Raw genomic sequence first — 26396 nt, forward strand, 5'->3', positions numbered from 1 at the left:
GAATGACCGCCCTAGAAAAACTGCTCGATACCTTCCGCCAAGCCGCCGCGTCCGAACGTGAGAAAGGAACCTACTTCGAAGAGTTGATCGTCTGCTACCTGCGCAACGAAGCCACTTACCGCGATCTGTACAGCGATGTGTGGACTTATGCACAGTGGGCGGACCTACAAGGACTGGACAAACGCGACGCTGGTATCGACCTTGTTTCGAAGACGCAGGGCACCGGCGAATATCACGCCATTCAGTGCAAGCTGTTTGCGCCGGATCATAAGGTCCAGAAGAGCGACATCGACAGCTTCTTCACGGCATCGGGCAAGAAGCCCTTCACGCGCCGGATCATCGTCGCCACGACGAATCATTGGAGTGACCACGCCGAAGACGCGTTGCTTGACCAGCAGCCGCCTGTCAGCAAGATCGACCTGACCGCCCTTGAAGAGAGCCAGATCGATTGGAGCCAGTACCAGCCGAAGGCCGTACCGGTCATCAAGCCGAAAAAGCTGTTGCGCGAGCACCAAACGAGTGCGTTGAACGCGGTCGTTCATGGTCTTGCGGATGCCGACCGTGGCAAGTTGATAATGGCATGTGGTACGGGGAAGACTTTTTGCAGTTTGAAGATTGCGGAAGCATTGGCTGGTGCTGGCAAGCGCGTCCTGTTCCTTGTTCCAAGCCTGTCATTGCTGTCGCAATCCTTGACCGAATGGACACAGGAAAGCGAGACGCCGCTTCATAGCTTTGCCGTGTGTTCGGACAGCGACGTGGGCAAAAAGCGGAAGAAGGAAGATGACGCTGTTCAGACCTTCGTTCACGAATTGCGCTATCCGGCGACGACCGAACCGGCACGCCTTGCGGCGGAAATGAACAAGCGACACGACGCGCAGCATATGAGCGTCGTTTTCAGCACTTACCATTCCATTGATGTCATCAGCCGTGCCCAGAAGGAATCCGGCCTACCGGCGTTCGACCTGATCGTCTGTGACGAAGCGCACCGCACCACCGGGGCCACCTTCGACAGCGACGACGAAAGCGCCTTCGTCAAGGTCCACGACGCCGACTTCATCCGCAGTGCCAAGCGCCTGTACATGACTGCCACGCCGCGTATCTATGGCGATGCCGCGAAGGCCAGCGCCGAAAAGGACAATGTGGCGCTGTGTTCGATGGATGACGAAGAACTGTTCGGCACGGAACTGTTCGTCATCACATTTTCGGAAGCCGTCAAGCGTGGTCTGCTGGTCGATTACAAAGTCATCGTACTGGCGGTGGAAGAAGCCCACGTCAGCCGTCGCCTGCAATCCCTGCTGGCAGATGACAACAACCAACTCAAGGTGGACGACGCCGCCAAGATCGTCGGCTGTTGGAAGGCACTCTCGAAACAGGGGCTGACTGATGACTTGGTGGGCGATGGCGCAGCCATGCAACGTGCCGTGGCCTTCTGTCAGGTCATTGAAGTCTCGAAAGGTGCGAAGGCGCATAAGGTCAGTTCGAAGCAGATCGCAGGCATGTTCCAAGCCGTGGTTGAGGCGTATCAGGAACAGGAAGAATTCGAACAGGTGGCCCGCCTTACCTGCGAAGCCGAACACGTGGATGGCAGCATGAACGCCAGCGAAAAAGAACAAAAGCTCACGTGGCTCAAGGCTGAAACACCGGAAAACACCTGCCGTATCCTTAGCAATGTCCGTTGCCTTTCCGAAGGTGTGGACGTTCCCGCATTGGATGCCGTGCTGTTCCTGACGCCGCGCAACTCTCAGGTAGACGTAGTGCAGTCTGTGGGTCGTGTTATGCGCACCGCCCCCGGAAAGAAGCGGGGATACGTCATCCTGCCCGTGGTGATCCCGGCAGGCGTGGAAGCGCATGACGCACTCAACGACAACAAGACCTATGGTGTGGTGTGGCAAGTTCTGCAAGCCCTGCGCTCGCACGATGACCGCTTCGATGCGATGGTGAACAAGTTGGATTTGGTCGGCAAGGACACCAGCAAGATGGAGATCATCGCCATCACCGACAAAATCCAGAAGAAGCAGGATAAGAAGTCCAAGGGTGCCAAGAACAAGGACGCCGCGAAGGGCGGCTATACCATCGGCGAAGTCGGCAAACGTTCTAGTAAAGAAGATCAGATCGACCTGCAATTTGAGATCGGCGAGATCGAGAAGGCCATCTATGCCAAGCTGGTACAGAAGGTCGGCAACCGCCACCATTGGGAAGATTGGGCCAACGACATCGCCAAGATCGCCCGCACCCACATCGACCGCATCACCGGCATCATCGAGAACCCCGACAATGCCAAGGAACGGGAAGCCTTCCACGCCTTCGCCCACGAACTACGCGACGACCTGAACGGCAGCATCACGGACGGCGAAATCATCGAGATGCTGGCGCAGCATCTCATCACCAAGCCGGTGTTCGACGCACTGTTCCAAGACTACAGCTTCGCACAGCACAATCCAATGTCCATCGCCATGCAGAACGTTCTGGATGTGCTACATGAACACCGACTGGACAAGGAAGCGGACACACTGGAACGCTTCTATGAAAGCGTGAAGCTGCGTGCCGAAGGCATCGACAATGCGGCGGGCAAGCAAAAGATCGTCGTGGAGTTGTACGATAAATTCTTCCGCAATGCCTTCCCCAAGATGACCGAGCGGTTGGGCATCGTCTACACGCCAGTCGAAGTGGTGGACTTCATCATCCACAGCGTTGCCCACATCCTGCAAGCCGAATTCGGCCAGACGCTTGGCAGCAAGGGCGTGCACATTATCGATCCGTTCACCGGAACTGGAACCTTCATCACTCGGCTACTGCAAAGCGGACTGATCAAGCCGGAAGAACTGCCGCATAAGTACAAGCACGAAATTCACGCGAACGAGATCGTGCTGCTGGCGTATTACATCGCCGCAATCAACATCGAAGCGGTGTATCACGGCATTGTCGGCGGTAAGTACCAGCCCTTTGAAGGCATCTGTCTCACCGACACCTTCCAGCTTTACGAGAAGGAAGATATGGTGGACGCCTTGCTGGCGAACAACAGCGCCCGCCGCAAGCGCCAGAAGAAGTTGGACATCCGCGTCATCTTCGGCAACCCGCCATACTCGGCTGGTCAGGACAGCGCGAACGACAACAACCAGAATGTGGCATACCCACATCTCGACAGCCGCATCCGAAGCACGTATGCCGAGCGGTCCAGTGCCACGAACAAGAATGCGCTGTACGACAGCTACATCCGCGCGATCCGGTGGGCCAGCGACCGCGTCGGCAACAGCGGTGTGATCGGCTTTGTCACCAATGCGGGATTTTTGGATGCCAACACCGCCGATGGCCTGCGTAAGTGCTTGGCCGACGAGTTCAGCAGCATCTATGTGTTCCATCTGCGGGGAAATCAGAGAACTTCTGGTGAAGTATCGCGTAGGGAAGGCGGCAAGATTTTTGGCGGTGGCAGCCGTGCGCCGATTGCGATTTCGGTGCTGATCAAGAATCCAAACGCAACTCGGCACGGCCAGATTTACTTCCACGACATCGGCGACTACCTGACCCGCGAAGAGAAGCTGGACAGGATTGGTGCTTTCGCCAGCATCGCCGGGATCACGGAAGGTGACGGCTGGCGGTCTATCACGCCGGACCAGCATGGCGATTGGTTGAAGCAGCGGGACGACCGCTTTGGTGAGTACATCGCCCTTGGCGACAAGGATGGGAAGGAACAGCAGGCGCTGTTTGAAAGCTACTCCGGTGGCGTCAAGACTCAGCGCGATGCTTGGTGTTACAACTCTTCCAAGGCCGACGTAGTGGCGAACATGACCCGCATGATCGACGCTTACAACGATGAAGCGATGCGGTTTGCCAAAGCCACGGCAGGGGTGGACAAAAAGGCGCGGGAAGCCAAGGTCGATGGCTTCATCGACACCGACCCCACGAAGATCAGTTGGACGCGTGCACTGAAGCAAGAACTGGTGAAAGACCGCCGCTTTGAGTTTGAAGCGCAATGCCTCATCCCTAGCGTGTATCGCCCGTTCACAAAACAGTGGCTGTACTTCAACCGTCGCTTCAATGAAATGGTGTACCGGGTGCCACGCATGTTCCCGCACGCGGAAGCGGAGAATCTGGTCATCGTCTTGTCAGGTACTGGCGGGCGTACAGCATTCACGGCATTGATGGTCAACAGCGTGCCAAGTCTGCATACGGCGGACATCGACGGGTCCCAATGCTTCCCGTTGTACTTGTATGACGAACCTGTCGATGAAATCGCCGAAGCGTCACCGAACGCCGAACTGTTCGAAACACCGACCGCAGCCACGGCACAGCACGAACGCCGAGATGCGCTGACGGACGAAGGTCTGATGCACGTCCAAGCGGCCTATCCGGGTGAGCACATTGGCAAAGACGATGTGTTCTACTACGTCTACGGCCTGCTGCACGCGCCGGACTACCGGGAACGATACGCCGACACGCTGCGCAAGGAACTGCCCCGTATCCCTTGCGTGAAGACCGCTGCTGCCTTCTGGGCCTTCTCGAAGGCTGGCCGAAAGCTGGCCGATCTGCACGTCAACTATGAATCGGTGGAGAAGTACCCGCTGAACATCGTCGGCGGCGGCTTGCTGTTGACCGATGCCGACTACCGCGTCGAGAAGATGCGCTATGGCAAGAAGGGCAAGGACAAAGACCTGACTACGCTGCACTACAACGACAAGATCACCCTGACCGGCATCCCGCTGGAAGCCTATGAGTACGTGGTGAACGGCAAACCGGCGCTGGATTGGGTAGTAGAACGCCAGTGCGTGAAGACCGACAAGGACAGCGGCATTGTCAATGACGCGAACGATTGGGCGGCGGAAACCATAGGCAACCCACGCTACCCACTGGAATTGTTCCAGCGCGTGGTGACGGTAAGTCTGGAAACGATGAAGATCGTTCGGTCGCTGCCACGACTGGATATTCAGCAATCGGTCCAGCCGGATGGCAAGTCGAAGCATGCGGTAGCCGCACCTGCGCTGACGGTTGTTGCCGACAGCGGTCAGCAGGAAGAGGACGATGAAGTTGAACAAGGCGTGCTTGGCCCGAATGGCGTACCCTGTGCCGTGGTCGATTGGGATCGTGCCCGAGTACGTGCCAAGAAAGGCCAGCGGTAACACTTGTCGTCGATACTGGTGGGTGTTACGGTCGCCCGAAGCAACGTCGGGGACCGGCATCGCGTGGCAGTTCGGACAGGCCGGTCGAAGGTCTTCGATGGGATCGACTTCATGTTCTGCGCCGATACTGGCGATGTCCGTCAGATGCCAGAGGATAATCACATGCTTCAGATTGCGACAGCCATGAGGCACTAACATGAGTTCAGGTTCGAACGGATTAGGCATGATCGAGTCGTTCATGGCCGCCGCAGCAAACGACGAGATTGTTTCATCGCGCTACGAAGCACTCGAATCGGCGTCCGTTGCGTTCAGCGGAATAGCTGGCGAATTGCACGTCGCGGGTCATCTCTTCAAAAGCGACCGACTACTCGCTGCCGCCCTTCTAGCCAACCTTGCGTCGGAGCTTGCAAGTGGAATTGCGATCCTGCTTCGCGCACAGCGAGAGTACCCGGCAGGGACTCTTCTCAGGCAACTTATCGAGGTTGAATATCTCGCGTTCCAAGCCTATGCCGACCCTTCGCAGCTTGAAAGATGGTATGGCGCGGACCCGGTTGCCTTACGTCGGCAGTTCACACCGCAGGCCATGCGCAAGGCGTCAGGCGGAATTTTCCGCGATCAAGAGTATTGGCACCATTGCGAAGTTGGAGGACACCCGCATCCAAGAGCCCGAATGCTGTTGCGAAAGTATGCGTCTCGCCTGTCACCCGACGCCTTTCTACTTCCTGATTCGGTACAGCATGTGCGTCGCCTATGGACATCGATACGACTGCTGATGCCGCAGCTAGATGGCGGAGACAGTATTTTGGATCGACATGCGCACGGCTTGACTTCCGCATTGGCAAACTGGGAGCGCGTTGAACATCCGAGCGTTCTCGCGCATGACGGAATTAATGGCTAAACGGGTAAGCACGACCCATGTACCGATACTTCCTTGATGGCATAGTCCATCCCGAACGCGCTCAGATACCGGATCACCGCATCTCCGCGAAGTTCAGGCATGCTGCATCCGGCGTCGATGCGAAAGCCGATGTTCGAATTCTTCTGAATCAGGTTGCCGTCTGGGTTGAAACAGACGTTGAGTGGAACGCACTGGACCTGAGAAACGTCGTCAAGTACTTTGTCCAGTTGGAAATGGACATGGTGGGATACGTCCTAGGCCACACCCACGATGTCGAAATCCGAAGGGCGATTTGCCCGGAAGTCGGCCTCGATCAAGTCTTTGGCATTGACGTGCGGTGTATCAGCGACCTAAATCGCGGGGTCGATCTTGACGTTCGAATTGCGGCCATGCGTCCCAAGCTGCAAGGCGAAGCGGGGGTTTTCATCCACCGTTGCTTGCGGGACCTTATCACGGCGATGAAGGAACCCGATGACGTTGCGTTCCACTGTTACCGCGCCATTGAATCGCTGCGACAGCACTGCATTGCCACCCGATCACTCGACCGGACAAACAAGGCAACGCAGTGGAACACCTTACGTCAGATCGCAGGTTGTGATGAATCTGCAACAAGGTTACTGGAAACCGCAGCGCGGGCAACACGTCACGGAGAACCCGATGTCGTCCCGGAAGCAGACGCCGTCAAGCTGTTGACGACGGCGTGGGCCATCGCTGACGGCTACATCCTCAACTGCTAACAATGTCGTCCGGTCAGTGTCCGGCAACTGTTCCAGCCATCGCGTTGGCATCCCGGCCAGTCCGAACCTGATCCCGGTCAGCCCACCAGCGACGGCAGCAGTTGTGTCTGTGTCGTTGCCGATGAGGATGGCGAGTTCAGCCATCGACGGAATTTCCGTGTGGCATACTGTTGCTTTCAAACTACACCAGTAATGCGATGAGCCTCCCGCTGGTTATAGAACTACAACGTATGGCCGTGGATCAAAGCGCGTCCGTTGTTCAGTTAGTCCGAACGGCAAAACTGGTGGCGACAAAACTTGCAGTGGCTGATGCAGTGGACTGGATCGATTGCGAGCTGAACGGATACCGCGACCTATCCTATCTGCCAAAGTATCGAATCTTTACTGGCGAATGCCAAGCATTCAACCCAATTCGTGGGTGGATTCCTGTGCAGTTTCCAGATTCGGAACTTCACGACCTTTGTTCAGAGGCACGGGTGGGCCAATCTCTTGGATCGATGGAACCGTTGCTCGCCGATGATAGCGATCATGCAATGCTTCCGTTCCCCTTCGAACAGCAACGGGGTCTCCAACAACTGTTTCGCGAAGACATGAAGTTCAGTCTCCGCTTGTCGAAGGGACACCTAACTGGAATCTTCGATTCAGTTCGAAATCTTACCCTTGATTGGAGTCTCAAGCTGGAACAGGCTGGCGTTCTGGGTGAAAACATGTCGTTCACCCTTACGGAAAAGCAGGAGGCGAAACCAGTGACACAACAGTTTTTTATCCAAAATGCAGGCGTTGTAGGAAACGTTTCCGACAACGCAACGGTGACTAACAATCAACAGGTCACAGGATCGCTATCTGTTGATAGTGTGCGTGATCTAGTTCAGCAAACAAGAGCATCAATCAATGCGCTACCTGCCAACACGGCAAATCAGGTATCACAACTCTTGGACGACCTCGACCGTGAAACATGCAAGTCCGAACCTGATGAAGGTAGGCTTAGAACCGCGCTGAACTCCATCCGGCAGGTTTGTGAAGGCGCAGCCGGAAACCTTATTGCCTCTGGTCTCACAGCCGCTATCACGACATTGCTTTCCTGAGCCACAGACCTCCAGTCGCATCACGCCCCACGGCCATGCATTCCTGCACGCCGTGGGGCGAATTCGCTAAATGACGACTACGGGTTGTCTGGCATCGTCGCCTCGAATCGGAAGATCAATGGTTCCACCACTTCGAACCCGCGAAGCTGTTCCAGCCATCGCGTTGGCATCCCGGCCAGTCCGAACCTGATCCCGGCCAGCCCACCAGCGACGGCAGCAGTCGTGTCAGTGTCGTGCCCGAATTGGATAGCAGCGCGGACCACGGCTTCGAACGACGCTTCTTCCAGTGCGCGACGCGTGGACCAGACTGTGTCAATGACATACCCGGTCCCTCGCGGCTGGTCAGTCTTTGGGAAGCCTCTCAGCACGTCCAGTTCGCGCAAGAACGCCTTCCGTTCTCGTTCATTGGGCCAGTCTTGGTAAATTTCGGCCAGACGGCCATCAGCCCAGACCCACGGATCGGGAAGCTGGTTCAAGTATCCCCTTGCGGCCAAACAGTAGAACGCACAGGCTACCAGTGACCGGGGATGGGCATGGGTCGGTAATGACTGAAGGTGTGCGTCCCGGACCAATGCTTCATCGCTGCCGGTATGCCATAGGGCCAACGGCAGAACACGCATCAGTGATCCGTTTCCGTTGTCCCTCTCGGATGTACCACCAGATTCGTGCGGTGCCACGCCGTCGCGCAGGTAGCCCAAGGCTTCAGCGGTCTGGTTGCCACAATCAAAGACATCGCCATCAACGGCCATGTAACCATCATCCAGCCAGCGCAGCAGCCTGTCCGCGAAGTCGGTCAGTGAGAATTTGCCGCATTCCAGCAGACTGGCGAGAAGACAAAGGGCTTGGGCACCATCGTCACTGTAGGTCCCAATGGGTACGCCAGCATGCGCACGCCTGAAGCCAACCGGTGGTTCCATCTCGATCTGGTCCCGACTCGGCAAGTCTTCTGGCGGATGAAACTCGTAACCGACCCCGAGCGCATCGCCAACCAGTAAGCCGACCAGTCCGCCAATGGCCGCATTGGACCCATGATCCGGCAACAGTCCTGCGAATCCATCATTTTCTTCTGTCAAATTCGTTCTCCTGACTATTGGGCCGTTGGCTGCATATGGTAGCGGCTGGCGCTTCCAATGGTAGCAATGGCGCGGATAGGACCACTGCCCACCAATGACTGCTGGGACCAGTGTCGTGCGACTGTTGCAACCATTGGTCACGTATGGAAACGCATGGCGCTTCCAATGGTTTACAGCCCGCACTGTGAGTGTCGGACTGCCTGCTTTGACTATGACCATTGCCAAATGGGCTGGGGCACTGACCGAACACAGTCATCGGCTGTAGTAGTGGCGACCGTTGCAATGCTAGTGATTGGCCGACTGATACATCGATGGGTATCGGCTATTCGTCCACCTCATCCACCGTCTTCGAATTGAAGTCGATGGTGACAATCAAGGCCGAGCGGTAACGAGGTTTTGTGACGACAAGATAACATGATCGAAGCATTCCAGTAGACGCCATCGCTAGTAGAGACTGAAATTCACTTGGGGATAGGTCGATAACGCCCTGTAGAACCGGCTTGATAGCAATGATTGCGCCAATCGATGGCACCTCCACCCGACCGACGACCGGGTTCGCATTGACATAGGCCATGATGGAAAACTGCGAAGTTCCTGCTATCGGTTCTGTGAGTTCACCCTCGACGTGCATGGTGAGCATGGTCACCCGTTCTGGCGGCAATGATCGGGGTCTGTCGGCGCGAATACCCAAGCTGGCGCGAAGCCGCTTAATTTCGCCCGAACGCTGTAGCAGTTCGTCGCTCCTTCTTTTCCTACGTGGGCGTGACATGGGCGCTCTCCAATGACGAAGATGTGAACCGGTCTGCAATACCACGATGGCTTACGCAATGGTGGCATCGACTGTGCAGCAACTGGCCGACTGCTGCATTGGTTCGCCATCTTCATACCGGTTCCCGGTCTGCCACTGGTTCGCTATCCAAGTCAAGACTTCCGGTGGCACTGTATGTATTCATAGACACAATATCAGCATCTCGGGCTTGCACATCACCATGATCTCCGGTCTCTGTTCCACGCTGGCGGCCTGGCTATGGCGGCATTCCTTCGGCCTGGGGCGCTGGCTGCGCCGGCCCTTGCCGCTGTGGTGGCCGGCGCGGCGCGCGGCGCTGGTGGTGGCGGTGCTGGCGGCCTTCGCCTACAGCTTGCTGGCGGGCATGCAGGTGCCGGCCCAGCGCACCGTATCGATGCTGGCGGTGGCGGCGCTGGCGCTGTGGAGCGGACGCGCGCCGCCGGCCTCGCTGGTGCTGGCCTGGGCCGCGTTCGTGGCGGTCGCGCTCGATCCGTGGGCGGTATTGTCGCCGGGGTTCTGGCTTTCGTTCGGCGCGGTGGGCGTGATCTTCCTGTGCGCCACGGCGCCCGCCCGCGGGCCCGGAGCGTCGCGGTGGCAGCGCGCGCGCCACGCGCTGGCGCAGGCCGCGCGCACGCAATGGGTCGTGACCATCGGCCTGGTGCCGCTGACCCTGCTGTTGTTCCAGCAGGTTTCCGTGATCTCCCCGCTGGCGAATGCGGTGGCGATTCCGCTGATCAGCCTGCTGGTGACGCCGCTGGCACTGCTTGCGGCTGCCTTGCCGGCACCGGCGGCCGGCTGGCTGCTGGCGCCGGCGCACTTGCTGCTGGACTGGCTGATGGTTGCGCTCGAGGCGATGGCGGCGCCGCCGTGGGCGGTCTGGCAGGCGGCGCGCGCCGGCCCGCTGGCGGTTGCCCTGGCGCTGGCCGGCGCGCTGGTGTTGCTGGCCCCGATGCGCTGCGGACTGCGTGCGCGCCTGCACGGCGCCATGTTGTTGTTGCCGATGGTGCTGGCCGGGCGGCAGCCGGTGGCGCATGGCGAATTCCGCGCCACCGCGCTCGATATCGGCCAGGGCACCGCGGTCCTGGTGGAGACGCGCTCGCACGTGCTGCTCTACGACGCCGGGCCAGCCTATGGCTGGGGCGCCGACGCGGCGCAGCCGGGCAACAGCGCCGGTGCGCGCGTCATCGTGCCTTACCTGCGCGGCGCCGGCGTGCGCGCGCTCGACCGCCTGGTGATCAGCCATGAAGACGCCGACCATGCCGGCGGCGCGCGCGACGTGATGGCGGCGCTGCCGGTGCAGGCAGTGCTGACGGCCGCGCCAGCGGCGCACCCGCTGCTGGTGCTGCCCCCCGGCATGGCATTGCCCGCTGTCGGTCCCTGCGCGGCGGGGCAGGCGTGGGAATGGGACGGCGTACGCTTTTCGATGTTGCATCCGCTGCCGCAGGCGGCAGGCAATGCCGCGTTCGACAGCAATGCGCGTTCGTGCGTACTGAAGGTGGCGGGCAGCGGGCGCAGCCTCTTGCTGACCGGAGACATCGGCCGGCGCGATGAGGCCGCCTTGCTGGCGCGCCTGCCGGGGCAAGACCTGCGCGCGGACTTCCTGCAGGTGCCGCACCATGGCAGCGGCACCTCATCGAGCGCGTCGTTCCTGGCCGTGGTGGCGCCCGAGCTGGCGTTGTTCCAGCTCGGCCACGGCAACCGCTACCGGCATCCGCGCGCGGACGTGTGGGAGCGCTACGCCTCGCGCGAGATCGCCCGCTACCGCAGCGACGAGACCGGCGCGGTGCAGATCACGACGCGGGGCGGCGCTTACGCGCTGCAGGCTTACCGTCAGCACGAGCGGCGCTACTGGCGCGCGGCGCCGCCTGCGCCCCGTTGACCTGGGCGGGTTCGGCCTGGGCGATGCGGCGCTCGCGCAGGTGGGCCTTGGCGCGCTGCAGGCCGGCAGAGACAATGTCGGCACGCTCCAGCGCAACGCCCGCCGCCAGCACGTCGCCCAGCACCAGGTGGCAGATGCGCGAGGTCATCGGGGTGTAGACCTCGCTGTCTTCCTCGACGTCGGAGAACACGCAGACATCGGCCAGCTTGGCCAGCGGCGAGCCGCTGTGCGTCAGCGCCAGCACGCTGGCGCCGCTCGCGCGGGCCAGCGTGGCGGCGGCCAGCATGTCCCAGGTGCGGCCGCTGTTGGACACCAGCACGGCAACGTCGCCCGGGCCGAGCAGGGCGGCGGACATGCTGAACACGTGCGAATCCGAGTAGGCGGTGGTGGGGATGCCGAGGCGGAAGAACTTGTGCTGGATGTCCAGCGCGACGATGCCGGAATTGCCGCAGCCATAGAACTCGATGCGATGCGCCGCGGCGAGCAGCTTGATGCCGTGCTCGATCTGATCCGCGGACAGCGCGTTGCGCACCGTCATCAGGGTGGCGATGGTGCGGTCGAACACCTTGCCGGCGATATCGGCGGGGCGGTCCTCGGCCTTGACGTCCTGGTGCACGAAGGGCGTGCCGCCACCGACGTTCTGGGCGAACTGCAGCTTGAACTCGCGGAAGCCGTCGTAGCCGAGCGCGGCGCAGAAGCGCGCGATGGTGGGTTGCGAGACGCCCGCGCGTTCGGCCAGTTCGGGCATGGACAAGCGGATCACGCTGGCGCCGTGGCGGGTCACGTAATCCGCCAGGCGGCGTTCGGAGGGGCGAAGCGTGTCGTAGACAGCAAGAATTCGGTCGCGCATGGTGGGGGAGGCCGGTGTTGGCGTGCCGGCGATTTCGTCGGGCATGCCTGCCGGATTCATGTGCCGGCGGTTCGATGAGTATGTAGATATTCTACATAAATGGCGATGGAATGCCGCGCCTGTGAGCCCGCGTTTCTGCTAGGGATTTCACCTATTCCGGCCATATTTGAGGATTAGTCGACGCATTGTGATCCATGCGCGAGATGCTTTTGTCGATCCTTTCTATATAATGTAGAAAATCTACAAGAAAACACGTTCACGGATCTACAAACCAGGAACTCCCACGAATGTCGCAAGCCCTCCATTCCGAAGTGCAGGCCGTCACCGCGCGCGTGGTCGCGCGCAGCCAGCGCGGTCGCGCTGCCTACCTGGCGCGCTGCGAGCGGGCCCAGCAAGAACTGGGGCCGCTGCGTGGCTTGTCGTGTGCCAACGTGGCGCACGGCATCGCTGCGCTGCCCGCGCATGACAAGCTCAAGCTGCGGGTCGAACATGCCGCCAATCTCGGCATTGTCACGGCCTACAACGACATGCTTTCCGCCCACCAGCCGTACGAGCGCTATCCCGGCGTGATCCGCGAGGCCGCCCGCGCGGTGGGCGCGGTGGCGCAGGTGGCGGGCGGCGTGCCGGCGATGTGCGACGGCATCACGCAAGGCAATGCCGGCATGGAGCTGTCGCTGTTCTCGCGCGACGCCATCGCCATGGCCACGGCGGTATCGCTGTCGCACAACACCTTCGACGCCGCCGTGATGCTTGGCGTGTGCGACAAGATCGTGCCGGGCCTGCTGATGGGCGCGCTGCAGTTCGGCCACCTGCCGGTGGTGTTCGTGCCGGCCGGGCCCATGGCGACGGGCCTGTCCAACAAGGAAAAGGCGCGCGTGCGCCAGCTCTACGCGACCGGACAGGTTGGCCGCGAAGCCTTGCTGGAGGCAGAGTGCGAGGCCTATCACGGGGCCGGCACCTGCACCTTCTACGGTACCGCCAACAGCAACCAGTTCCTGATGGAGATCATGGGCCTGCATATGCCGGGCTCGGCCTTCGTCCATCCGGACAGCGGCCTGCGCGACGCGCTGACCGCGGCCGCCGCGCAGCGCGCGCTGGCGCTCACGGCCCGTGGCCCGGACTACCTGCCGCTGGCACGCATCGTCGACGAACGCGCGGTGGTCAACGCCATCGTCGGCCTGCTGGCCACCGGTGGCTCGACCAACCACACCATCCACCTGGTGGCGATGGCACGCGCGGCCGGGATCGTGATCGACTGGGACGATTTCGACCGCCTGTCGCGCATCACGCCGCTGCTGGCACGGGTCTATCCCAACGGCTCGGCCGACGTGAACCATTTCCATGCCGCCGGCGGCGTGGCCTACGTGATCCGCCAGCTGCTCGCAGCCGGGCTGCTGCACGAAGACGTGGAAACCGTGGCCGGCCGCGGGTTGGCGCGCTATACGCAGGAACCGGTCATGACCGACGGCGTGCTGCGGTGGCGCGACGGCCCCACCGCCAGCGGCGACGCGGCGGTGCTGGCCAGCGCGGTCGAGCCGTTCTCGCCCGAAGGCGGGCTGCGCCTGCTGCAGGGCAATCTCGGCCGCGGCATGATCAAGGTGTCGGCGGTGGCGCCCGAGCACCGCGTGGTGGAGGCGCCGGCGCGCGTGTTCGATTCGCAGGAAGGCCTGCAGGCCGCCTTCGAGGCCGGCGAGCTGACCGGCGACATGGTCGCGGTGGTGCGCTTCCAGGGGCCCAACGCCAACGGCATGCCCGAACTGCACCGCCTCACGCCGGTGCTGGGCTCGCTGCAGGACGCCGGGCACAAGGTCGCGCTGGTGACCGACGGCCGCATGTCGGGCGCCTCCGGCAAGGTGCCGGCGGTGATTCATGTGTGTCCGGAGGCGCTTTCTGGCGGACCGCTGGCGCGCGTGCGCGACGGTGACCGCATCCGCGTCGACGCTGTCGCCGGCACGCTCGAATGGCTTGGCGGCGCGCCCGGCGAATCCGCGCTCGAGGCGCGCGCGCTGGCGCCCTCGCCGGACGACGACTTCGCCAGTTTCAGCGTCGGCCGCGGCCTGTTCGGGCTGTTCCGCCGCCATGCGCGGATCGCCGAAGAGGGCGGCAGCGCGCTCGACCTGTCCGAGGCCGACGCGCCTGGCGCTGTCCAAACCGCCGTGGCCGTCGCACAATAGGCCGCGCCCCGGGCAATTCATCCGTTTTGTGCCCCTGTCCGCCGTCCGGCGGGCAGGGGCGACCCCAAGCCTGCGCACGCCAGACCTATCATGGAACATGGCTGCAGGGACGGGCGGTTTCCAGGAACCACCCGTCGCACGGCGCGGGGACTACCGACAAGGATGGGAAAACCATCCGATCACGATCGTTGGAGCAGACATGATCTACATCCTGATGGGCGTTTCCGGCAGCGGGAAAACCACGGTCGGCCAGTTGCTGGCCAAGAACCTGCATTGCGGCTTCCATGACGCCGATGAATTCCACAGCGCGGCCAACAAGGAGAAGATGCATAACGGCATCCCCCTGACCGACGAAGACCGCTGGCCCTGGCTGGCCGCCATGCGCGCGGCGATCGACGCGGCCCGCGCCGAGGGCCGTACCCATGTGTTCACCTGCTCGGCGCTGCGCCAGGTCTACCGCGACCGCCTGTTGCCGTCCGAGGGCGGCGTGACCTTCGTCTATATGAAAGGCGACGCCGCGGTGATCGGCGGGCGCCTGTCCGAGCGCAGCGACCACTTCTTCAACCCGGCCTTGCTGCAAAGCCAGTTCGAGACGCTGGAAGAGCCGAGCGACGCGCTGGTGCTCGATATCCGGCAGACGCCGGAGGCGCTGGTGCAGCGCATCCTGGCCCAGGTGCCCGCGACCGCGGCGGTGCGCTAGGGGGGTGACTCCGGTCCGGGGCGCGCTTTTCCCCTTGGGCGCGCCGGGGCTGGCAGGCATCTTGCTACATATATCATCGATGGCGCGGACGCTTGCTGCTTGCGGCTTTCGTGGCCATGGGTATCATCCCAATCAGGACAGCACTTCGACGCATGACGCATGGCCAGCGGCTTCGCCGGCCCGGGTGGTGGCCTCGAAATGCTGTGCCGGGAAGAACAAGCCAATCAAAACGGGATCGCCGGCAGCTTGGGCGGCGCCCAAATCATGGGGGAACGGCCATCATGGCGGCGCGGTTTTTCGACGAGATGCTCGATTGGCAAGATGGCGTGGCAGCGGCAATCCACGCGGGGCAGCCCCTGCCGGCAGGGGCGGTGCGCGGGCACTACAAGCAGTTCGCGGACTGGCTGGCGCGCCAGTCCGAAGGAACCATGGGCAACAAGCGCGCGGAGGCGGACCTGATCTTCCGGCGCGTGGGCATCACCTTCGCTGTCTACGGCGACAAGGACGAGTCCAACAGCGGCACCGAGCGCACCATTCCGTTCGACGTGATTCCCCGCATCTTTCCCGCCAGCGAGTGGGCCACGCTGGAGCGCGGGCTGCGCCAGCGCGTATCGGCGCTGAACCGCTTCATCCATGACATCTACCACGGCCAGGACATCATCCGCGCCGGCGTGATCCCGCCCGACCAGATCTACAACAACGCCCAGTACCGGCCAGAGATGCTCGGCATCGACGTGCCGCGCGACATCTACGCCCACGTGGCCGGCATCGACGTGGTGCGCGCGGGCGAGGGCGAGTTCTACGTGCTGGAAGACAACCTGCGCGTGCCCTCCGGCGTGTCCTACATGCTGGAAAACCGCAAGATGATGATGCGGCTGTTCCCGGACCTGTTCGCGCGCAACCGCGTGGCGCCGGTGGCCCACTATCCCGACCTGCTGCTCGACATGCTGCGCGGCGTCTCGCCGCAGAACATCGCCGATCCGACCGTGGTGGTGCTCACGCCGGGCATGTACAACTCGGCCTACTTCGAGCACGCCTTCCTCGCGCAGCAGATGGGCGTGGAACTGGTCGAGGGCAGCGACCTGTTCGTGCAGGACGAGCACCTCTACATGCGCACCACGCAGGGGCCGCAGCGCATCGACGTGATCTACCGTCGCGTCGACGACGATTTCCTCGATCCGCTCGTGTTCCGTCCCGACTCCACGCTGGGCGCGGCGGGGCTGCTGTCGGTCTACCGTGCCGGCAACGTGACCATCTGCAATGCCATCGGCACCGGCGTGGCCGACGACAAGTCGATCTACCCCTACGTGCCCGACATGATCCGCTTCTACCTCGGCGAGGAAGCGATCCTCAACAACGTGCCGACCTATATGTGCAGGCGCCCCGACGACCTGCAGTACGTGCTCGACCACATGGACGAACTGGTGGTCAAGGAAACCCACGGCGCCGGCGGCTACGGCATGCTGGTGGGGCCCGCCGCCACGCGCGCGGAGATCGACACTTTCCGTGAAGTGGTGCGCGCGCGTCCGGAGCAGTACATCGCGCAGCCCACGCTGGCGCTGTCGACCTGCCCGACCTACGTGGAAGCGGGCATCGCGCCGCGCCATATCGACCTGCGGCCCTTCGTGCTGTCGGGCAAGGATGTGCGCATGGTGCCGGGCGGGCTGACGCGCGTGGCCTTGCGCGAAGGCTCGCTGGTGGTCAATTCGTCGCAGGGCGGCGGCACCAAGGACACCTGGGTGCTGGAGCGCTGAAGCGCCGGAATGGCCGGATGCGGGGCGCGCCAGGCGTGCCCGCGGATTGTTGGGATTGCCGCGCCGCCGCTGTCCATGCGCGGGCGGCGTGGACGAACAGCGCAGTACGAGGGGACTGACCATGCTAAGCCGCACCGCCGACCATCTGTTCTGGATGGCGCGCTATACCGAACGCGCGGAGAACACCGCGCGCATGCTCGACGTGAACTACCAGACTTCGCTGCTGCCGCAATCGGCGGAAGTGGCGGAGCAGGGCTGGTGGGCGATGCTCGACATTTCCGAGCTGACCGCCGTGTTCGACAACAAATACGGCCTGCTCACGCGCGACGATGTGATCGACTTCATGGTGCGCGACATGACCAATCCGTCGTCGATCATGAGCTGCCTGCGCGCTGCCCGCGAGAACGCGCGCGCGGTGCGCGGCTCGCTCACCACCGAGGTCTGGGAAACCATCAACACCACCTGGCTCGATGTGCAGCGCCTGATCGCAGATGGCGTGCTGTGCGAGGACCCGGCGCAGTTCTTCGAGTGGGTCAAGTTCCGCTCGCACCTGGCGCGCGGCGTGCAGTTCGGCACCATGCTCAAGGACGACGCCTTCCACTTCATGCGGCTGGGCACCTTCCTCGAGCGCGCTGACAATACCGCGCGGATCCTCGACGTGAAGTTCCAGGCCAGCACCGTCGACGACAGCGATCCCAACCGCGACGCCAACGATTTCTATCACTGGGCGGCGGTGCTGCGCTCGGTGTCGGGGTTCGAGGTCTACCGCAAGATCTACCGCACGGTGATCACGCCCGAGCGCGTGGCGGAGCTGCTGGTGCTGCGCCCGGACATGCCGCGTTCGCTGGTGTCGAGCCTGGACGAGGTGGTGGCGATCCTGGCGCTGGTGGGCAACCAGCATTCCTCGGAGACCGAGCGGCAGGCTGGTAAACTCCACGCCGATTTGAAATACGCGCGCATCGACGACATCTTCGCCGTCGGCCTGCACGCTTACCTGACCAGTTTCCTAGAGCGCATCGGCGACCTCGGCAACGGCATCAGCCGGGATTTCCTCGTGCCGCTGCTGGCTGCCTGAACCACTCGCGTGGTAGTCGCGCCGGCCTCGCCATATCGTGAAATACAAGATCCATCACAAGACCGTCTACCGCTATGCCGAGCCGGTCCGCCGCAGCGTGCACGAACTGCGCCTGGCACCGCGCTCGGGGCCGCTCCAGACCGTGCGGGAGTGGCACCTGTCGGTGCCGGGCAACCTGTCCGAGGCGCGCGACGGTTTCGGCAATATCGTGCACAGCTTCACCGTCGCCGGTCCGGCCCGGACCCTGGTGATCGAAGCCAGCGGCGTGGTGGAAGTGACGCCGGCGGCGGGCGGCAGCGCGCCGCTGTTCTGCGATGCGCCGCCCGCGGGCGAGGCGCGCGTGTCGCCGCTGTATTACCTGGGCGGCACGCCGCTGACCGCGGCCGAACCCGAGATGATCCGCTTTGCCGCGCCTTACCTCGCGGCGGGGCATGAGGTGCCTGCGCTGCTGGCGCTGGCCGGCGGCATTGCCGAGCGCGTGCGCTACGTGCCCGACAGCACCGATGTCGGCACTTCGGCCAGCGAGGCGTTCGCGCTGGGCGGCGGCGTCTGCCAGGACCAGGCGCAGGTGATGGTGGCATGCTGCCGCGCCCTCGGCGTGCCGGCGCGCTATGTCAGCGGTTATTTCTACGACCCTGCGGCCGCGGCGCTGGCCGGCCATGCCTGGGCCGATATCTGCGTGGATGCGGGCAGGGAATTGTGGTGCAGCGTCGACGTGACCCATCGCTGCCTCAGCGATGCGCGCCACGTGCGGCTGGCCGTGGGCCGCGACTACCGCATGGCCGCGCCGGTTCGCGGCGTGCGCGAGGGGGGCAGTGGCGAGCGGCTGGCGGTCGAGATCGCGATTGCACCGGAACAGTGAATCGGACGGTGCGCCGCGCACCACGCGCGGGCGCCCGTTGCGGTATCGAACGCGCCCCCGCGGCGCTAGAATGCGGCATTGAAGTGGCCTCGTGCCAGATGGCATGGCATGGCATGGCAAGGCCGGACGTGCGCGGAATGTCCACGCTGAATGTGCGCGCCGAGTGTGCACGCTGAGTGTTCACCATAACTAGACAAGATCATGACGTACTGTGTTGCCATGCGCCTGGACGCCGGCCTGGTGTTTCTCTCCGACTCGCGCACGAATGCGGGTGTCGACGCGATTTCCAGCGCGCGCAAGATGACCGTGTTCGAAGAGCCCGGCGACCGCGTCATGGTGCTGCTCACGGCCGGCAACCTGGCAATCAGCCAGGCGGTGCGGCAGATCCTGGCCGAAGGGCGTGACGAGAAGCGCTCGCTGTGGACCGCGCGCGATCTGTTCGAAGCCGCCACCATCGTCGGCGACGCCGTGCGCCAGGTGCACAAGCATGATGCCCACGCGCTGCGCGATGCCGGTATCGAGTTCAATGTCAGCCTGATCTTCGGCGGGCAGATCCGCGGGGAGCGCGTGCGCCTGTTCAATGTGTACGCGGCCGGCAACTTTGTCGAAGCCACGCCCGAGAACTGCTATTTCCAGATCGGCGAGGCCAAGTACGGCAAGCCCATCATCGACCGTGTGGTGGAGCCTTCGCTGCCGCTGGGCGAGGCCGCCAAGTGCGCGCTGATCTCGATGGACTCCACGCTCAAGTCGAATATCTCGGTAGGCCTGCCGCTGGACCTGCTGGTGTATGAAGCCAATGCGCTGCGGGTGAGCCGCTTCGTCAACATCGACGAGAAGAACGCCTACTTCCGCATGATCCGCGATACCTGGGGCCAGCGCCTGCGCCAGGTCTTCGGCGAAATCCACGACCCCGAATGGGATGCGGCAGCCCCGGCGGAGTTTCCGCTGGCGCGCCCGGGCGAAGCCGATCGCTGGGGCCAGCCCGTGCGCGCCAAGCGCGAGCGCAGCAACGGCCGCGGCTGAGGGTTCGCCATGCGTGACATCCTGCATTTCTCGCATGCCAACGGTTTCCCGGTCAGCACCTACCGCAAACTGTTTTCGCGCCTGGAAGACGAGTTCGAGATCCGCGCGGTGGACCGCTACGGGCACGACCCGAAATACCCGGTCACGCGCGAGTGGCCGCACCTGGTGGATGAACTGCTGGCCTCGGTAGAGCAGAAGTACCGCGAGCCGGTGTGGCTGGTGGGGCATTCCCTGGGGGGCTTCCTGTCGCTGATGGCGGCCCTGCGGCGCCCGCAGCTGGTGCGCGGCGTGGTCATGCTCGACTCGCCGGTGATCGCCGGCTGGCGCGCGGCGCTGCTCAAGGCGGGGCAGCGCTTCGGCCTGGACGAGGCGCCCGGCCCGGCGGCGGTGACGCGCAGGCGGCGCACGCATTGGCCCGATGCCGAGGCGGTCTGGCAGCACTTTCGCAGCAAGCCGCTGTTCGCGGCGTGGGACGAAGACGTGCTGCGCGACTATGCCGAGCACGGCACCGAACCCACCGGACGCGACGCCGAGCGCCGCCTGCGCTTCGAGCGCGAGATCGAATACCAGATCTACCGCACGCTGCCGACCGGCCTTGGCGCGCGCGTGTCGCGCGGCGCGCCGGTGCCGGTCGGCTTTGTCGCCGGCAAGCACTCGCGCGAGGTCCGGCAATGCGGGCTTGGCGCCACGCGCAAGCTGGTGGGCGAGCGCCTGCGCTTCATCGAAGGCGGGCACCTGTACCCGATGGAGCGCCCGGAGCAGACCGCCGCGCTGATCCACGAGCTGCTCGGCGGCATGCGGCGCGAGGCCGGCCAGCGGCTCTGATGACGGGATGAGAGGCAAACGCCGCATGCGCTCGCCCGGCCCGCGGCGCGGCCGCCTGTCACAAATGCGGCGCTGCAGCAGGCGGGCTCTCATGTATAATCCCGATTTCCCCGGCAAGCTCGGTTTATGACCAAATTCGTCTTCGTCACCGGTGGCGTCGTCTCTTCTCTCGGCAAGGGCATCGCTGCTGCTTCGCTCGCGGCCATTCTCGAGTCGCGCGGCCTCAAAGTCACCCTCCTCAAGCTAGATCCCTACATCAATGTCGATCCCGGCACGATGAGCCCTTTCCAGCATGGCGAGGTGTTTGTCACGGAAGACGGCGCGGAAACCGACCTCGATCTCGGCCACTACGAGCGTTTCGTCTCGGCCAAGATGCGCAAGTCCAATAACTTCACCACGGGCCAGATCTACGAATCGGTGATCCGCAAGGAACGCCGCGGCGAGTACCTCGGCAAGACGGTGCAGGTGATCCCGCATATCACGAACGAGATCCAGGCCTTCATCGAGCGCGGCGCGGCTGCCTCGCATGGCGGCAAGGCGGACGTGGCACTGGTGGAAATCGGCGGCACGGTCGGCGACATCGAATCGCTGCCCTTCCTGGAAGCCGCGCGCCAGATGAGCCTGCGCATGGGCCGCAACCATGCCGCCTTCGTGCACCTGACGCTGGTGCCGTTCATTGCCAGCGCCGGCGAGCTGAAGACCAAGCCGACCCAGCACTCGGTGCAGAAGCTGCGTGAAATCGGCATCTCGCCGACCGCGCTGCTGTGCCGCGCCGACCGCCCGATCCCGGACGAAGAGCGCGCCAAGATTTCGCTGTTCTCCAACATCCCGCAGGAAGCCGTGATCTCGGTGTGGGACGTGGACAGCATCTACAAGATCCCGCAGATGCTCAACGAGCAGGGCCTCGACCGCCTGATCTGCGAAGAACTGCGTATCGATCCGAAGCCGGCGGATCTCTCCATGTGGCAGCGCCTGGTCAATGCCCAGGAAAATCCGCAGCACGAGATCACCATCGGCATGGTCGGCAAGTACGTCGACCTGACCGAATCGTACAAGTCGCTGATCGAGGCGCTGCGCCACGCCGGCATGCATACCGCTACCCGCGTGAACATCGAGTACATCGATTCCGAGGAGCTCGAATCGGGCCACCTGGAAGTGCTCGCGCCGCTGGATGCCATCCTGGTGCCGGGCGGCTTCGGCAAGCGTGGCACCGAGGGCAAGATCCGCGCGATCCAGTACGCACGCGAGAACAAGGTGCCGTACCTGGGCATCTGCCTGGGCATGCAGCTGGCGGTGATCGAGTTTGCCCGCCACGTGGCGGGGATGGCCGATGCCAACTCGACCGAATTCAACCTGGAAACCGAGCATCCGGTGGTCGCGCTGATCACCGAATGGGTGGACCGCGAAGGCAAGGTCGAGCAGCGCTCGGCCGAGTCCGACCTGGGCGGCACCATGCGCCTGGGCGCGCAGCGCGTGCCGGTCAAGGCAGGCACCAAGGCCGGCCAGATCTACGGCCCGGAAGTCAACGAGCGCCATCGCCACCGCTACGAGGTCAACAACCACTACGTGCCCACGCTGGAAAAGTCGGGCATGGTGATCTCGGCGCGGACCCCGACGGAAGACCTGCCGGAAATGATGGAGCTGCCGGAAAGCCTGCACCCGTGGTTCGTCGGCGTACAGTTCCACCCGGAATTTACCTCCACCCCGCGTGACGGCCATCCGCTGTTCAAGGCCTACGTGGAAGCGGCGCTGGCCAGCCAGAAGAGCAAGGCGGCCTGAGGGCCCGGCACCGCGCAAGCAGGAGACTAGCGATGAAACTCTGTGGCTTCGAGGCTGGCCTGGGCCAGCCCTTCTTCCTGATCGCCGGTCCGTGCGTGATCGAGTCCGAGCAGATGGCGCTGGATACCGCCGGCGAGCTCAAGGCGATCACCGGCGAACTCGGCATCCCGTTTATCTACAAGTCCTCGTTCGACAAGGCCAACCGCTCGTCGGGCAGGACCTTCCGCGGCCTGGGCATGGAGAGGGGTCTCGAGATCCTCGCCACCGTCAAGCGCGAGATCGGCGTGCCGGTGCTGACCGACATCCACGAGATCGACGAGGTCAAGCCGGTGGCCGCCGTGGTCGACGTGCTGCAGACGCCGGCCTTCCTGTGCCGGCAGACCGATTTCATCCGCGCCTGCGCGCAGAGCGGCCGTCCCGTCAATATCAAGAAGGGACAGTTCCTGGCGCCGCACGACATGAAGAACGTCATCGACAAGGCACGCGACGCCGCGCGCGAGGCGGGCCTGCCGGAAGACAGCTTCATGGCCTGCGAACGCGGCGTGTCCTTCGGCTACAACAATCTGGTCTCCGACATGCGCTCGCTGGCGATCATGCGCGAGACCGGCGCCCCGGTGGTGTTCGACGCGACTCACTCGGTGCAGTTGCCGGGCGGGCAGGGCACCAGCTCGGGCGGCCAGCGCGAGTTCGTGCCGGTGCTGGCGCGCGCGGCGGTGGCAACCGGCGTGGCCGGCCTGTTCATGGAAACCCATCCGGATCCGAGCAAGGCCATGTCCGACGGACCCAACGCGGTGCCGCTGTCGCGCATGAAGGAATTGCTGTCCGTGCTCAAGGATCTCGATGCGCTGACCAAGCGCGCGGGCTTCCTCGAAGACAATTTCGGCTGGCCGGCCTGCGCCTGAGCGGGCCCCGGTTCGCACCGCCGGCAGGCGTTCCCGCTGAGGAAAAGCCGCCGGTGGTGACGAATCGTATCGAAAGACAATACAAAAGCTTCGGAGACACTGCATGGCCGCAGGCTATATCATCGCCTACGTCGACGTGACGGACCCCCAGCAGTACGAGCAGTACAAGGTGCTGTCGAGCAAGGCCATTCAAGCCCACGGCGCCGAGGTGCTGGTGCGCGGCGGCAAGGTCGGGCAACTCGAGGGGGAATGGGCGCCGACCCGTGTCGTGGTGCTGAAATTCCCTAGCTTCGCGGCGGCAAAATCGTTCCACGACTCCGAAGAGTATCGCGCCGCGCGCGCCTCGCGCGAGCATGCGGCGAAGATGAACATGATCGTGGTGGAAGGCGTCTGACATATTGGTCAGGCATCATCCGCGCTGATCCCGATTTGCCGGCTCCTGGCATAGCCGGCAGGCAGAAAGATTCAAACAGTCAGAGAGGAATTCATGAGTGCAATCGTAGATATCATCGGTCGCGAAGTTCTCGACTCGCGCGGCAACCCGACGGTCGAGTGCGACGTCCTGCTGGAATCCGGCGTGATGGGCCGCGCGGCGGTGCCGTCGGGCGCCTCCACCGGTTCGCGCGAAGCCATCGAGCTGCGTGACGGCGACAAGTCGCGCTATCTCGGCAAGGGCGTGCTGAAGGCGGTCGAGCATATCAACACCGAGATCTCCGAAGCCATCATGGGCCTGGACGCTTCCGAGCAGGCCTTCCTGGACCGCACCCTGATCGACCTCGACGGCACCGAGAACAAGGGCCGCCTGGGCGCCAACGCCACGCTGGCCGTGTCGATGGCCGTGGCCCGCGCCGCTGCTGAGGAAGCCGGCCTGCCGCTGTACCGCTACTTCGGTGGCTCGGGCGCGATGCAGATGCCGGTGCCGATGATGAACATCGTCAACGGTGGCGCGCACGCCAACAACAGCCTGGATATCCAGGAGTTCATGATCATGCCGGTGTCGCAGAAGAGCTTCCGCGAAGCCCTGCGTTGCGGCGCCGAAGTGTTCCATGCACTGAAGAAGATCCTGGCCGACAAGGGCATGTCCACCGCGGTGGGCGACGAAGGCGGTTTCGCGCCGAACTTCGCGTCGAACGAAGAGTGCCTGAACACCATCGTGCAAGCCGTCGAGAAGGCAGGCTACCGCATGGGCGAAGACGTGCTGCTGGCGCTGGACTGCGCCGCCAGCGAGTTCTTCCGCGAAGGCGAGGACCTGTATCACCTGGAAGGCGAAGGCCTGAAACTGACCTCGACCCAGGTCGCCGACTACCTGGCCAACCTGTGCGACAAGTTCCCGATCGTGTCGATCGAGGACGGCATGGCCGAGGGCGACTGGGACGGCTGGAAGACGCTGACCGACAAGCTCGGCAAGCGCGTGCAGCTGGTGGGCGACGACCTGTTCGTCACCAACACCAAGATCCTGAAGGAAGGCATCGAGAAAGGCATCGGCAACTCGATCCTGATCAAGATCAACCAGATCGGCACCCTGACCGAGACCTTCGCCGCCATCGAAATGGCCAAGCGCGCGGGCTACACCGCCGTGATCTCGCACCGTTCGGGCGAGACCGAGGACAGCACCATCGCCGATATCGCGGTGGGCACCAATGCCGGCCAGATCAAGACCGGCTCGCTGTCGCGTTCGGACCGCATCTCGAAGTACAACCAGCTGCTGCGCATCGAGGAAGACCTCGGCGATATCGCCAGCTACCCGGGCAAGAGCGCGTTCTACAATCTGCGCTAAGCTCGCGTCATGCGCCGGCCCGGACAAGATGCCCGGGCCGGCGCCGACGATCCTGAATTCTTCTTCAAAGCGCCAGAATCCACATGCGCCTGATCTCGCTGCTGCTGTTCGTGCTCTTGCTTGCCATTCAGTATCCCCTGTGGCTGGGCAAGGGCGGCTGGCTGCGCGTGTGGGACCTGGACAAGCATGTGCAGGAACAGAGCGCGCGCAATCAGTCGCTCAAGCTGCGCAACGCCAAGCTGGAAGGGGAAGTGAAGGATCTGCAGGACGGCACCGGCGCCATCGAGGAGCGTGCCCGCTACGAGTTGGGCATGGTCAAGGACGGCGAGGTGTTCGTGCAGTTCGTGGCGCCCGCGCCTAAGGTCAGCGCCACGCCGCCGCTGCCGCCGCCGCCGAACTCCCCGGCCGCCACTGGCCGTCATTGAGGCATTTCCGCCCGGATTTCATCGCCGGCGCCCGGCTCTGGCCGCCGCAATCTCTGCCCCGTCTTCATCCGCCGTTGCCGCCCGGTCGCGCACGACCACACAGCCCGCATTGAGCCCGCATTGCGTGTGCGCCTTGGGACGCTTCATCGGGGCGCTTGCCGCCTTGTCGCCACACGCCCTCACCAGTACGGATAACCGCCCCAGCCCGGAAAGCCGCCGCTGATACCGACGCCGCCGCCCCAGTGGCCGCCGCCCCAGCCGCCGTAGAACAGGTTCCAGCTGGGCGTGGGATAGGCGTAGTAGGCGCGCGAGTAGGCCTGCGCCTGCTGCTGGCGCGCGATGGCCGCATCCTGCTCGTGCAGGATGTCGCGGTTCAGCGCGCTCAGCTTCTGGCTTTCTTCGGGCGTGATCGGCGCGGGCGGGACGCCGTCAGGTGCCAGCCGCGCCGTCGGGGGCGAGCCGTTGATGTCGCGCGGCAACTGGGCGCAGCCGCCGAGCAGCACGGCGCCCAGCAGCAGTGCGCCAAGGGCGCCCGCCGCGCGCCATGTCGCGGCGGGGAGCAGGTTCGAAGACGAAGCGGGCATGAGATTCCCCCTGACTCTGTGGTCGCTGACGCTTTGACCCCGGCAGGCGGTGCAAAGGTTCCGCCTGAGCAGCCTGGCCGCCTGGAAAATGCT

General features: G+C 63.5%; 20 protein-coding genes and 2 pseudogenes. 17 read left to right on the forward strand and 5 right to left on the reverse strand.

Annotated elements, in window-relative coordinates; genetic code table 11:
* Positions 1 to 2 precede the first annotated feature (2 nt).
* From AC1DK4_RS14470 to AC1DK4_RS14480, 3 genes are all read left to right on the forward strand, one after another.
* Positions 3 to 5114, forward strand: coding sequence for a DEAD/DEAH box helicase (locus tag AC1DK4_RS14470; RefSeq protein WP_477131608.1), 5112 nt, complete (start codon positions 3 to 5; stop codon positions 5112 to 5114).
* 223 nt (positions 5115 to 5337) lie between these two features.
* A complete protein-coding gene (locus AC1DK4_RS14475) occupies positions 5338 to 6012 on the forward strand; it encodes a hypothetical protein (RefSeq protein WP_477117220.1) in 675 nt (224 codons plus the stop codon).
* Between the two features lie 17 nt (positions 6013 to 6029).
* Positions 6030 to 6749 (forward strand): DUF8168 domain-containing protein, encoded by a 720-nt coding sequence (locus tag AC1DK4_RS14480; protein WP_477117219.1) that lies wholly within the window; start codon positions 6030 to 6032, stop codon positions 6747 to 6749.
* Between the two features lie 51 nt (positions 6750 to 6800).
* Here the strand turns inward: AC1DK4_RS14480 and AC1DK4_RS14485 are convergent.
* A pseudogene (locus tag AC1DK4_RS14485) lies at positions 6801 to 6929 on the reverse strand (ADP-ribosylglycohydrolase family protein); the annotation flags it as partial.
* A 17-nt stretch (positions 6930 to 6946) separates the two neighbouring features.
* On the opposite strand from AC1DK4_RS14485, the gene AC1DK4_RS14490 reads away from it, so the two are divergent.
* Complete coding sequence (locus tag AC1DK4_RS14490; protein WP_477117218.1) at positions 6947 to 7834, forward strand: AbiTii domain-containing protein; 888 nt, start codon at positions 6947 to 6949, stop codon at positions 7832 to 7834.
* Between the two features lie 77 nt (positions 7835 to 7911).
* Here the strand turns inward: AC1DK4_RS14490 and AC1DK4_RS14495 are convergent, their stop codons facing one another.
* Together AC1DK4_RS14495 and AC1DK4_RS14500 are read right to left on the reverse strand one after the other, a co-directional pair.
* Entirely contained in the window at positions 7912 to 8907 is a 996-nt protein-coding gene (locus AC1DK4_RS14495) for an ADP-ribosylglycohydrolase family protein (protein ID WP_477131609.1), read from the reverse strand.
* Positions 8908 to 9229: 322 nt separating this feature from the next.
* Entirely contained in the window at positions 9230 to 9676 is a 447-nt protein-coding gene (locus AC1DK4_RS14500) for a hypothetical protein (RefSeq protein ID WP_477116934.1), read from the reverse strand.
* Between the two features lie 187 nt (positions 9677 to 9863).
* Between AC1DK4_RS14500 and AC1DK4_RS14505 the strand changes: the two are divergent.
* Positions 9864 to 11573: pseudogene (locus AC1DK4_RS14505) on the forward strand (DNA internalization-related competence protein ComEC/Rec2); the annotation flags it as partial.
* On the opposite strand, the gene AC1DK4_RS14510 reads toward AC1DK4_RS14505, so the two are convergent.
* Complete coding sequence (locus AC1DK4_RS14510) at positions 11485 to 12423, reverse strand: MurR/RpiR family transcriptional regulator (RefSeq protein WP_441618932.1); 939 nt, start codon at positions 12421 to 12423, stop codon at positions 11485 to 11487. The pseudogene AC1DK4_RS14505 and the gene AC1DK4_RS14510 overlap by 89 nt on opposite strands.
* Before the next feature lie 287 nt (positions 12424 to 12710).
* Here AC1DK4_RS14510 and edd point away from each other — a divergent pair, with 287 nt between their 5' ends.
* The 12 genes from edd to ftsB all read left to right on the forward strand — a co-directional run bounded on the left by edd (position 12711) and on the right by ftsB (position 25719).
* Complete coding sequence (gene edd / locus AC1DK4_RS14515) at positions 12711 to 14597, forward strand: phosphogluconate dehydratase (protein WP_441618830.1); 1887 nt, start codon at positions 12711 to 12713, stop codon at positions 14595 to 14597.
* Positions 14598 to 14796: 199 nt separating this feature from the next.
* Complete coding sequence (locus AC1DK4_RS14520; RefSeq protein WP_441618832.1) at positions 14797 to 15297, forward strand: gluconokinase; 501 nt, start codon at positions 14797 to 14799, stop codon at positions 15295 to 15297.
* A gap of 281 nt (positions 15298 to 15578) precedes the next feature.
* Positions 15579 to 17051, forward strand: a complete 1473-nt coding sequence (locus AC1DK4_RS14525) for a circularly permuted type 2 ATP-grasp protein (RefSeq protein WP_441618834.1) — start codon at positions 15579 to 15581, stop codon at positions 17049 to 17051.
* A 121-nt stretch (positions 17052 to 17172) separates the two neighbouring features.
* Positions 17173 to 18126 (forward strand): alpha-E domain-containing protein, encoded by a 954-nt coding sequence (locus tag AC1DK4_RS14530; RefSeq protein WP_441618836.1) that lies wholly within the window; start codon positions 17173 to 17175, stop codon positions 18124 to 18126.
* A 37-nt stretch (positions 18127 to 18163) separates the two neighbouring features.
* Positions 18164 to 18988, forward strand: coding sequence for a transglutaminase family protein (locus AC1DK4_RS14535; protein WP_441643389.1), 825 nt, complete (start codon positions 18164 to 18166; stop codon positions 18986 to 18988).
* Positions 18989 to 19189: 201 nt separating this feature from the next.
* A complete protein-coding gene (locus AC1DK4_RS14540) occupies positions 19190 to 20011 on the forward strand; it encodes a proteasome-type protease (protein WP_441618840.1) in 822 nt (273 codons plus the stop codon).
* A 9-nt stretch (positions 20012 to 20020) separates the two neighbouring features.
* Positions 20021 to 20836: an alpha/beta fold hydrolase gene (locus tag AC1DK4_RS14545; protein ID WP_441618842.1), complete on the forward strand. Its 816-nt coding sequence runs from the start codon at positions 20021 to 20023 to the stop codon at positions 20834 to 20836.
* A gap of 126 nt (positions 20837 to 20962) precedes the next feature.
* Positions 20963 to 22615 (forward strand): CTP synthase, encoded by a 1653-nt coding sequence (locus AC1DK4_RS14550; protein WP_441618844.1) that lies wholly within the window; start codon positions 20963 to 20965, stop codon positions 22613 to 22615.
* Between the two features lie 32 nt (positions 22616 to 22647).
* Positions 22648 to 23517, forward strand: coding sequence for a 3-deoxy-8-phosphooctulonate synthase (kdsA, locus tag AC1DK4_RS14555; protein WP_441618845.1), 870 nt, complete (start codon positions 22648 to 22650; stop codon positions 23515 to 23517).
* A gap of 103 nt (positions 23518 to 23620) precedes the next feature.
* Positions 23621 to 23911, forward strand: coding sequence for a DUF1330 domain-containing protein (locus tag AC1DK4_RS14560; RefSeq protein WP_441618847.1), 291 nt, complete (start codon positions 23621 to 23623; stop codon positions 23909 to 23911).
* 93 nt (positions 23912 to 24004) lie between these two features.
* Positions 24005 to 25294, forward strand: a complete 1290-nt coding sequence (gene eno / locus AC1DK4_RS14565; RefSeq protein ID WP_477131610.1) for a phosphopyruvate hydratase — start codon at positions 24005 to 24007, stop codon at positions 25292 to 25294.
* An 83-nt stretch (positions 25295 to 25377) separates the two neighbouring features.
* Complete coding sequence (gene ftsB, locus AC1DK4_RS14570; RefSeq protein WP_441618850.1) at positions 25378 to 25719, forward strand: cell division protein FtsB; 342 nt, start codon at positions 25378 to 25380, stop codon at positions 25717 to 25719.
* Positions 25720 to 25898: 179 nt separating this feature from the next.
* On the opposite strand, the gene AC1DK4_RS14575 is transcribed toward ftsB, so the two are convergent.
* A complete protein-coding gene (locus AC1DK4_RS14575) occupies positions 25899 to 26303 on the reverse strand; it encodes a hypothetical protein (RefSeq protein ID WP_441618852.1) in 405 nt (134 codons plus the stop codon).
* Between the last annotated feature and the right edge of the window lie 93 nt (positions 26304 to 26396).

The organism is Cupriavidus sp. 05N38 (genome assembly GCF_056397345.1).

What these genes read in the sequence shown, in the direction of transcription:
- AC1DK4_RS14470 (WP_477131608.1), top strand. Translation starts at nt 3, where the DNA reads ATGACCGCCCTAGAAAAACTGCTCGATACCTTCCGCCAAGCCGCCGCG.
- AC1DK4_RS14475 (WP_477117220.1), top strand. Translation starts at nt 5,338, where the DNA reads ATGATCGAGTCGTTCATGGCCGCCGCAGCAAACGACGAGATTGTTTCA.
- AC1DK4_RS14480 (WP_477117219.1), top strand. Translation starts at nt 6,030, where the DNA reads ATGTACCGATACTTCCTTGATGGCATAGTCCATCCCGAACGCGCTCAG.
- AC1DK4_RS14490 (WP_477117218.1), top strand. Translation starts at nt 6,947, where the DNA reads ATGAGCCTCCCGCTGGTTATAGAACTACAACGTATGGCCGTGGATCAA.
- AC1DK4_RS14500 (WP_477116934.1), bottom strand. Translation starts at nt 9,676, where the DNA reads ATGTCACGCCCACGTAGGAAAAGAAGGAGCGACGAACTGCTACAGCGT.
- AC1DK4_RS14510 (WP_441618932.1), bottom strand. Translation starts at nt 12,423, where the DNA reads ATGCGCGACCGAATTCTTGCTGTCTACGACACGCTTCGCCCCTCCGAA.
- edd (WP_441618830.1), top strand. Translation starts at nt 12,711, where the DNA reads ATGTCGCAAGCCCTCCATTCCGAAGTGCAGGCCGTCACCGCGCGCGTG.
- AC1DK4_RS14520 (WP_441618832.1), top strand. Translation starts at nt 14,797, where the DNA reads ATGATCTACATCCTGATGGGCGTTTCCGGCAGCGGGAAAACCACGGTC.
- AC1DK4_RS14525 (WP_441618834.1), top strand. Translation starts at nt 15,579, where the DNA reads ATGGCGGCGCGGTTTTTCGACGAGATGCTCGATTGGCAAGATGGCGTG.
- AC1DK4_RS14530 (WP_441618836.1), top strand. Translation starts at nt 17,173, where the DNA reads ATGCTAAGCCGCACCGCCGACCATCTGTTCTGGATGGCGCGCTATACC.
- AC1DK4_RS14540 (WP_441618840.1), top strand. Translation starts at nt 19,190, where the DNA reads ATGACGTACTGTGTTGCCATGCGCCTGGACGCCGGCCTGGTGTTTCTC.
- AC1DK4_RS14545 (WP_441618842.1), top strand. Translation starts at nt 20,021, where the DNA reads ATGCGTGACATCCTGCATTTCTCGCATGCCAACGGTTTCCCGGTCAGC.
- AC1DK4_RS14550 (WP_441618844.1), top strand. Translation starts at nt 20,963, where the DNA reads ATGACCAAATTCGTCTTCGTCACCGGTGGCGTCGTCTCTTCTCTCGGC.
- kdsA (WP_441618845.1), top strand. Translation starts at nt 22,648, where the DNA reads ATGAAACTCTGTGGCTTCGAGGCTGGCCTGGGCCAGCCCTTCTTCCTG.
- AC1DK4_RS14560 (WP_441618847.1), top strand. Translation starts at nt 23,621, where the DNA reads ATGGCCGCAGGCTATATCATCGCCTACGTCGACGTGACGGACCCCCAG.
- eno (WP_477131610.1), top strand. Translation starts at nt 24,005, where the DNA reads ATGAGTGCAATCGTAGATATCATCGGTCGCGAAGTTCTCGACTCGCGC.
- ftsB (WP_441618850.1), top strand. Translation starts at nt 25,378, where the DNA reads ATGCGCCTGATCTCGCTGCTGCTGTTCGTGCTCTTGCTTGCCATTCAG.
- AC1DK4_RS14575 (WP_441618852.1), bottom strand. Translation starts at nt 26,303, where the DNA reads ATGCCCGCTTCGTCTTCGAACCTGCTCCCCGCCGCGACATGGCGCGCG.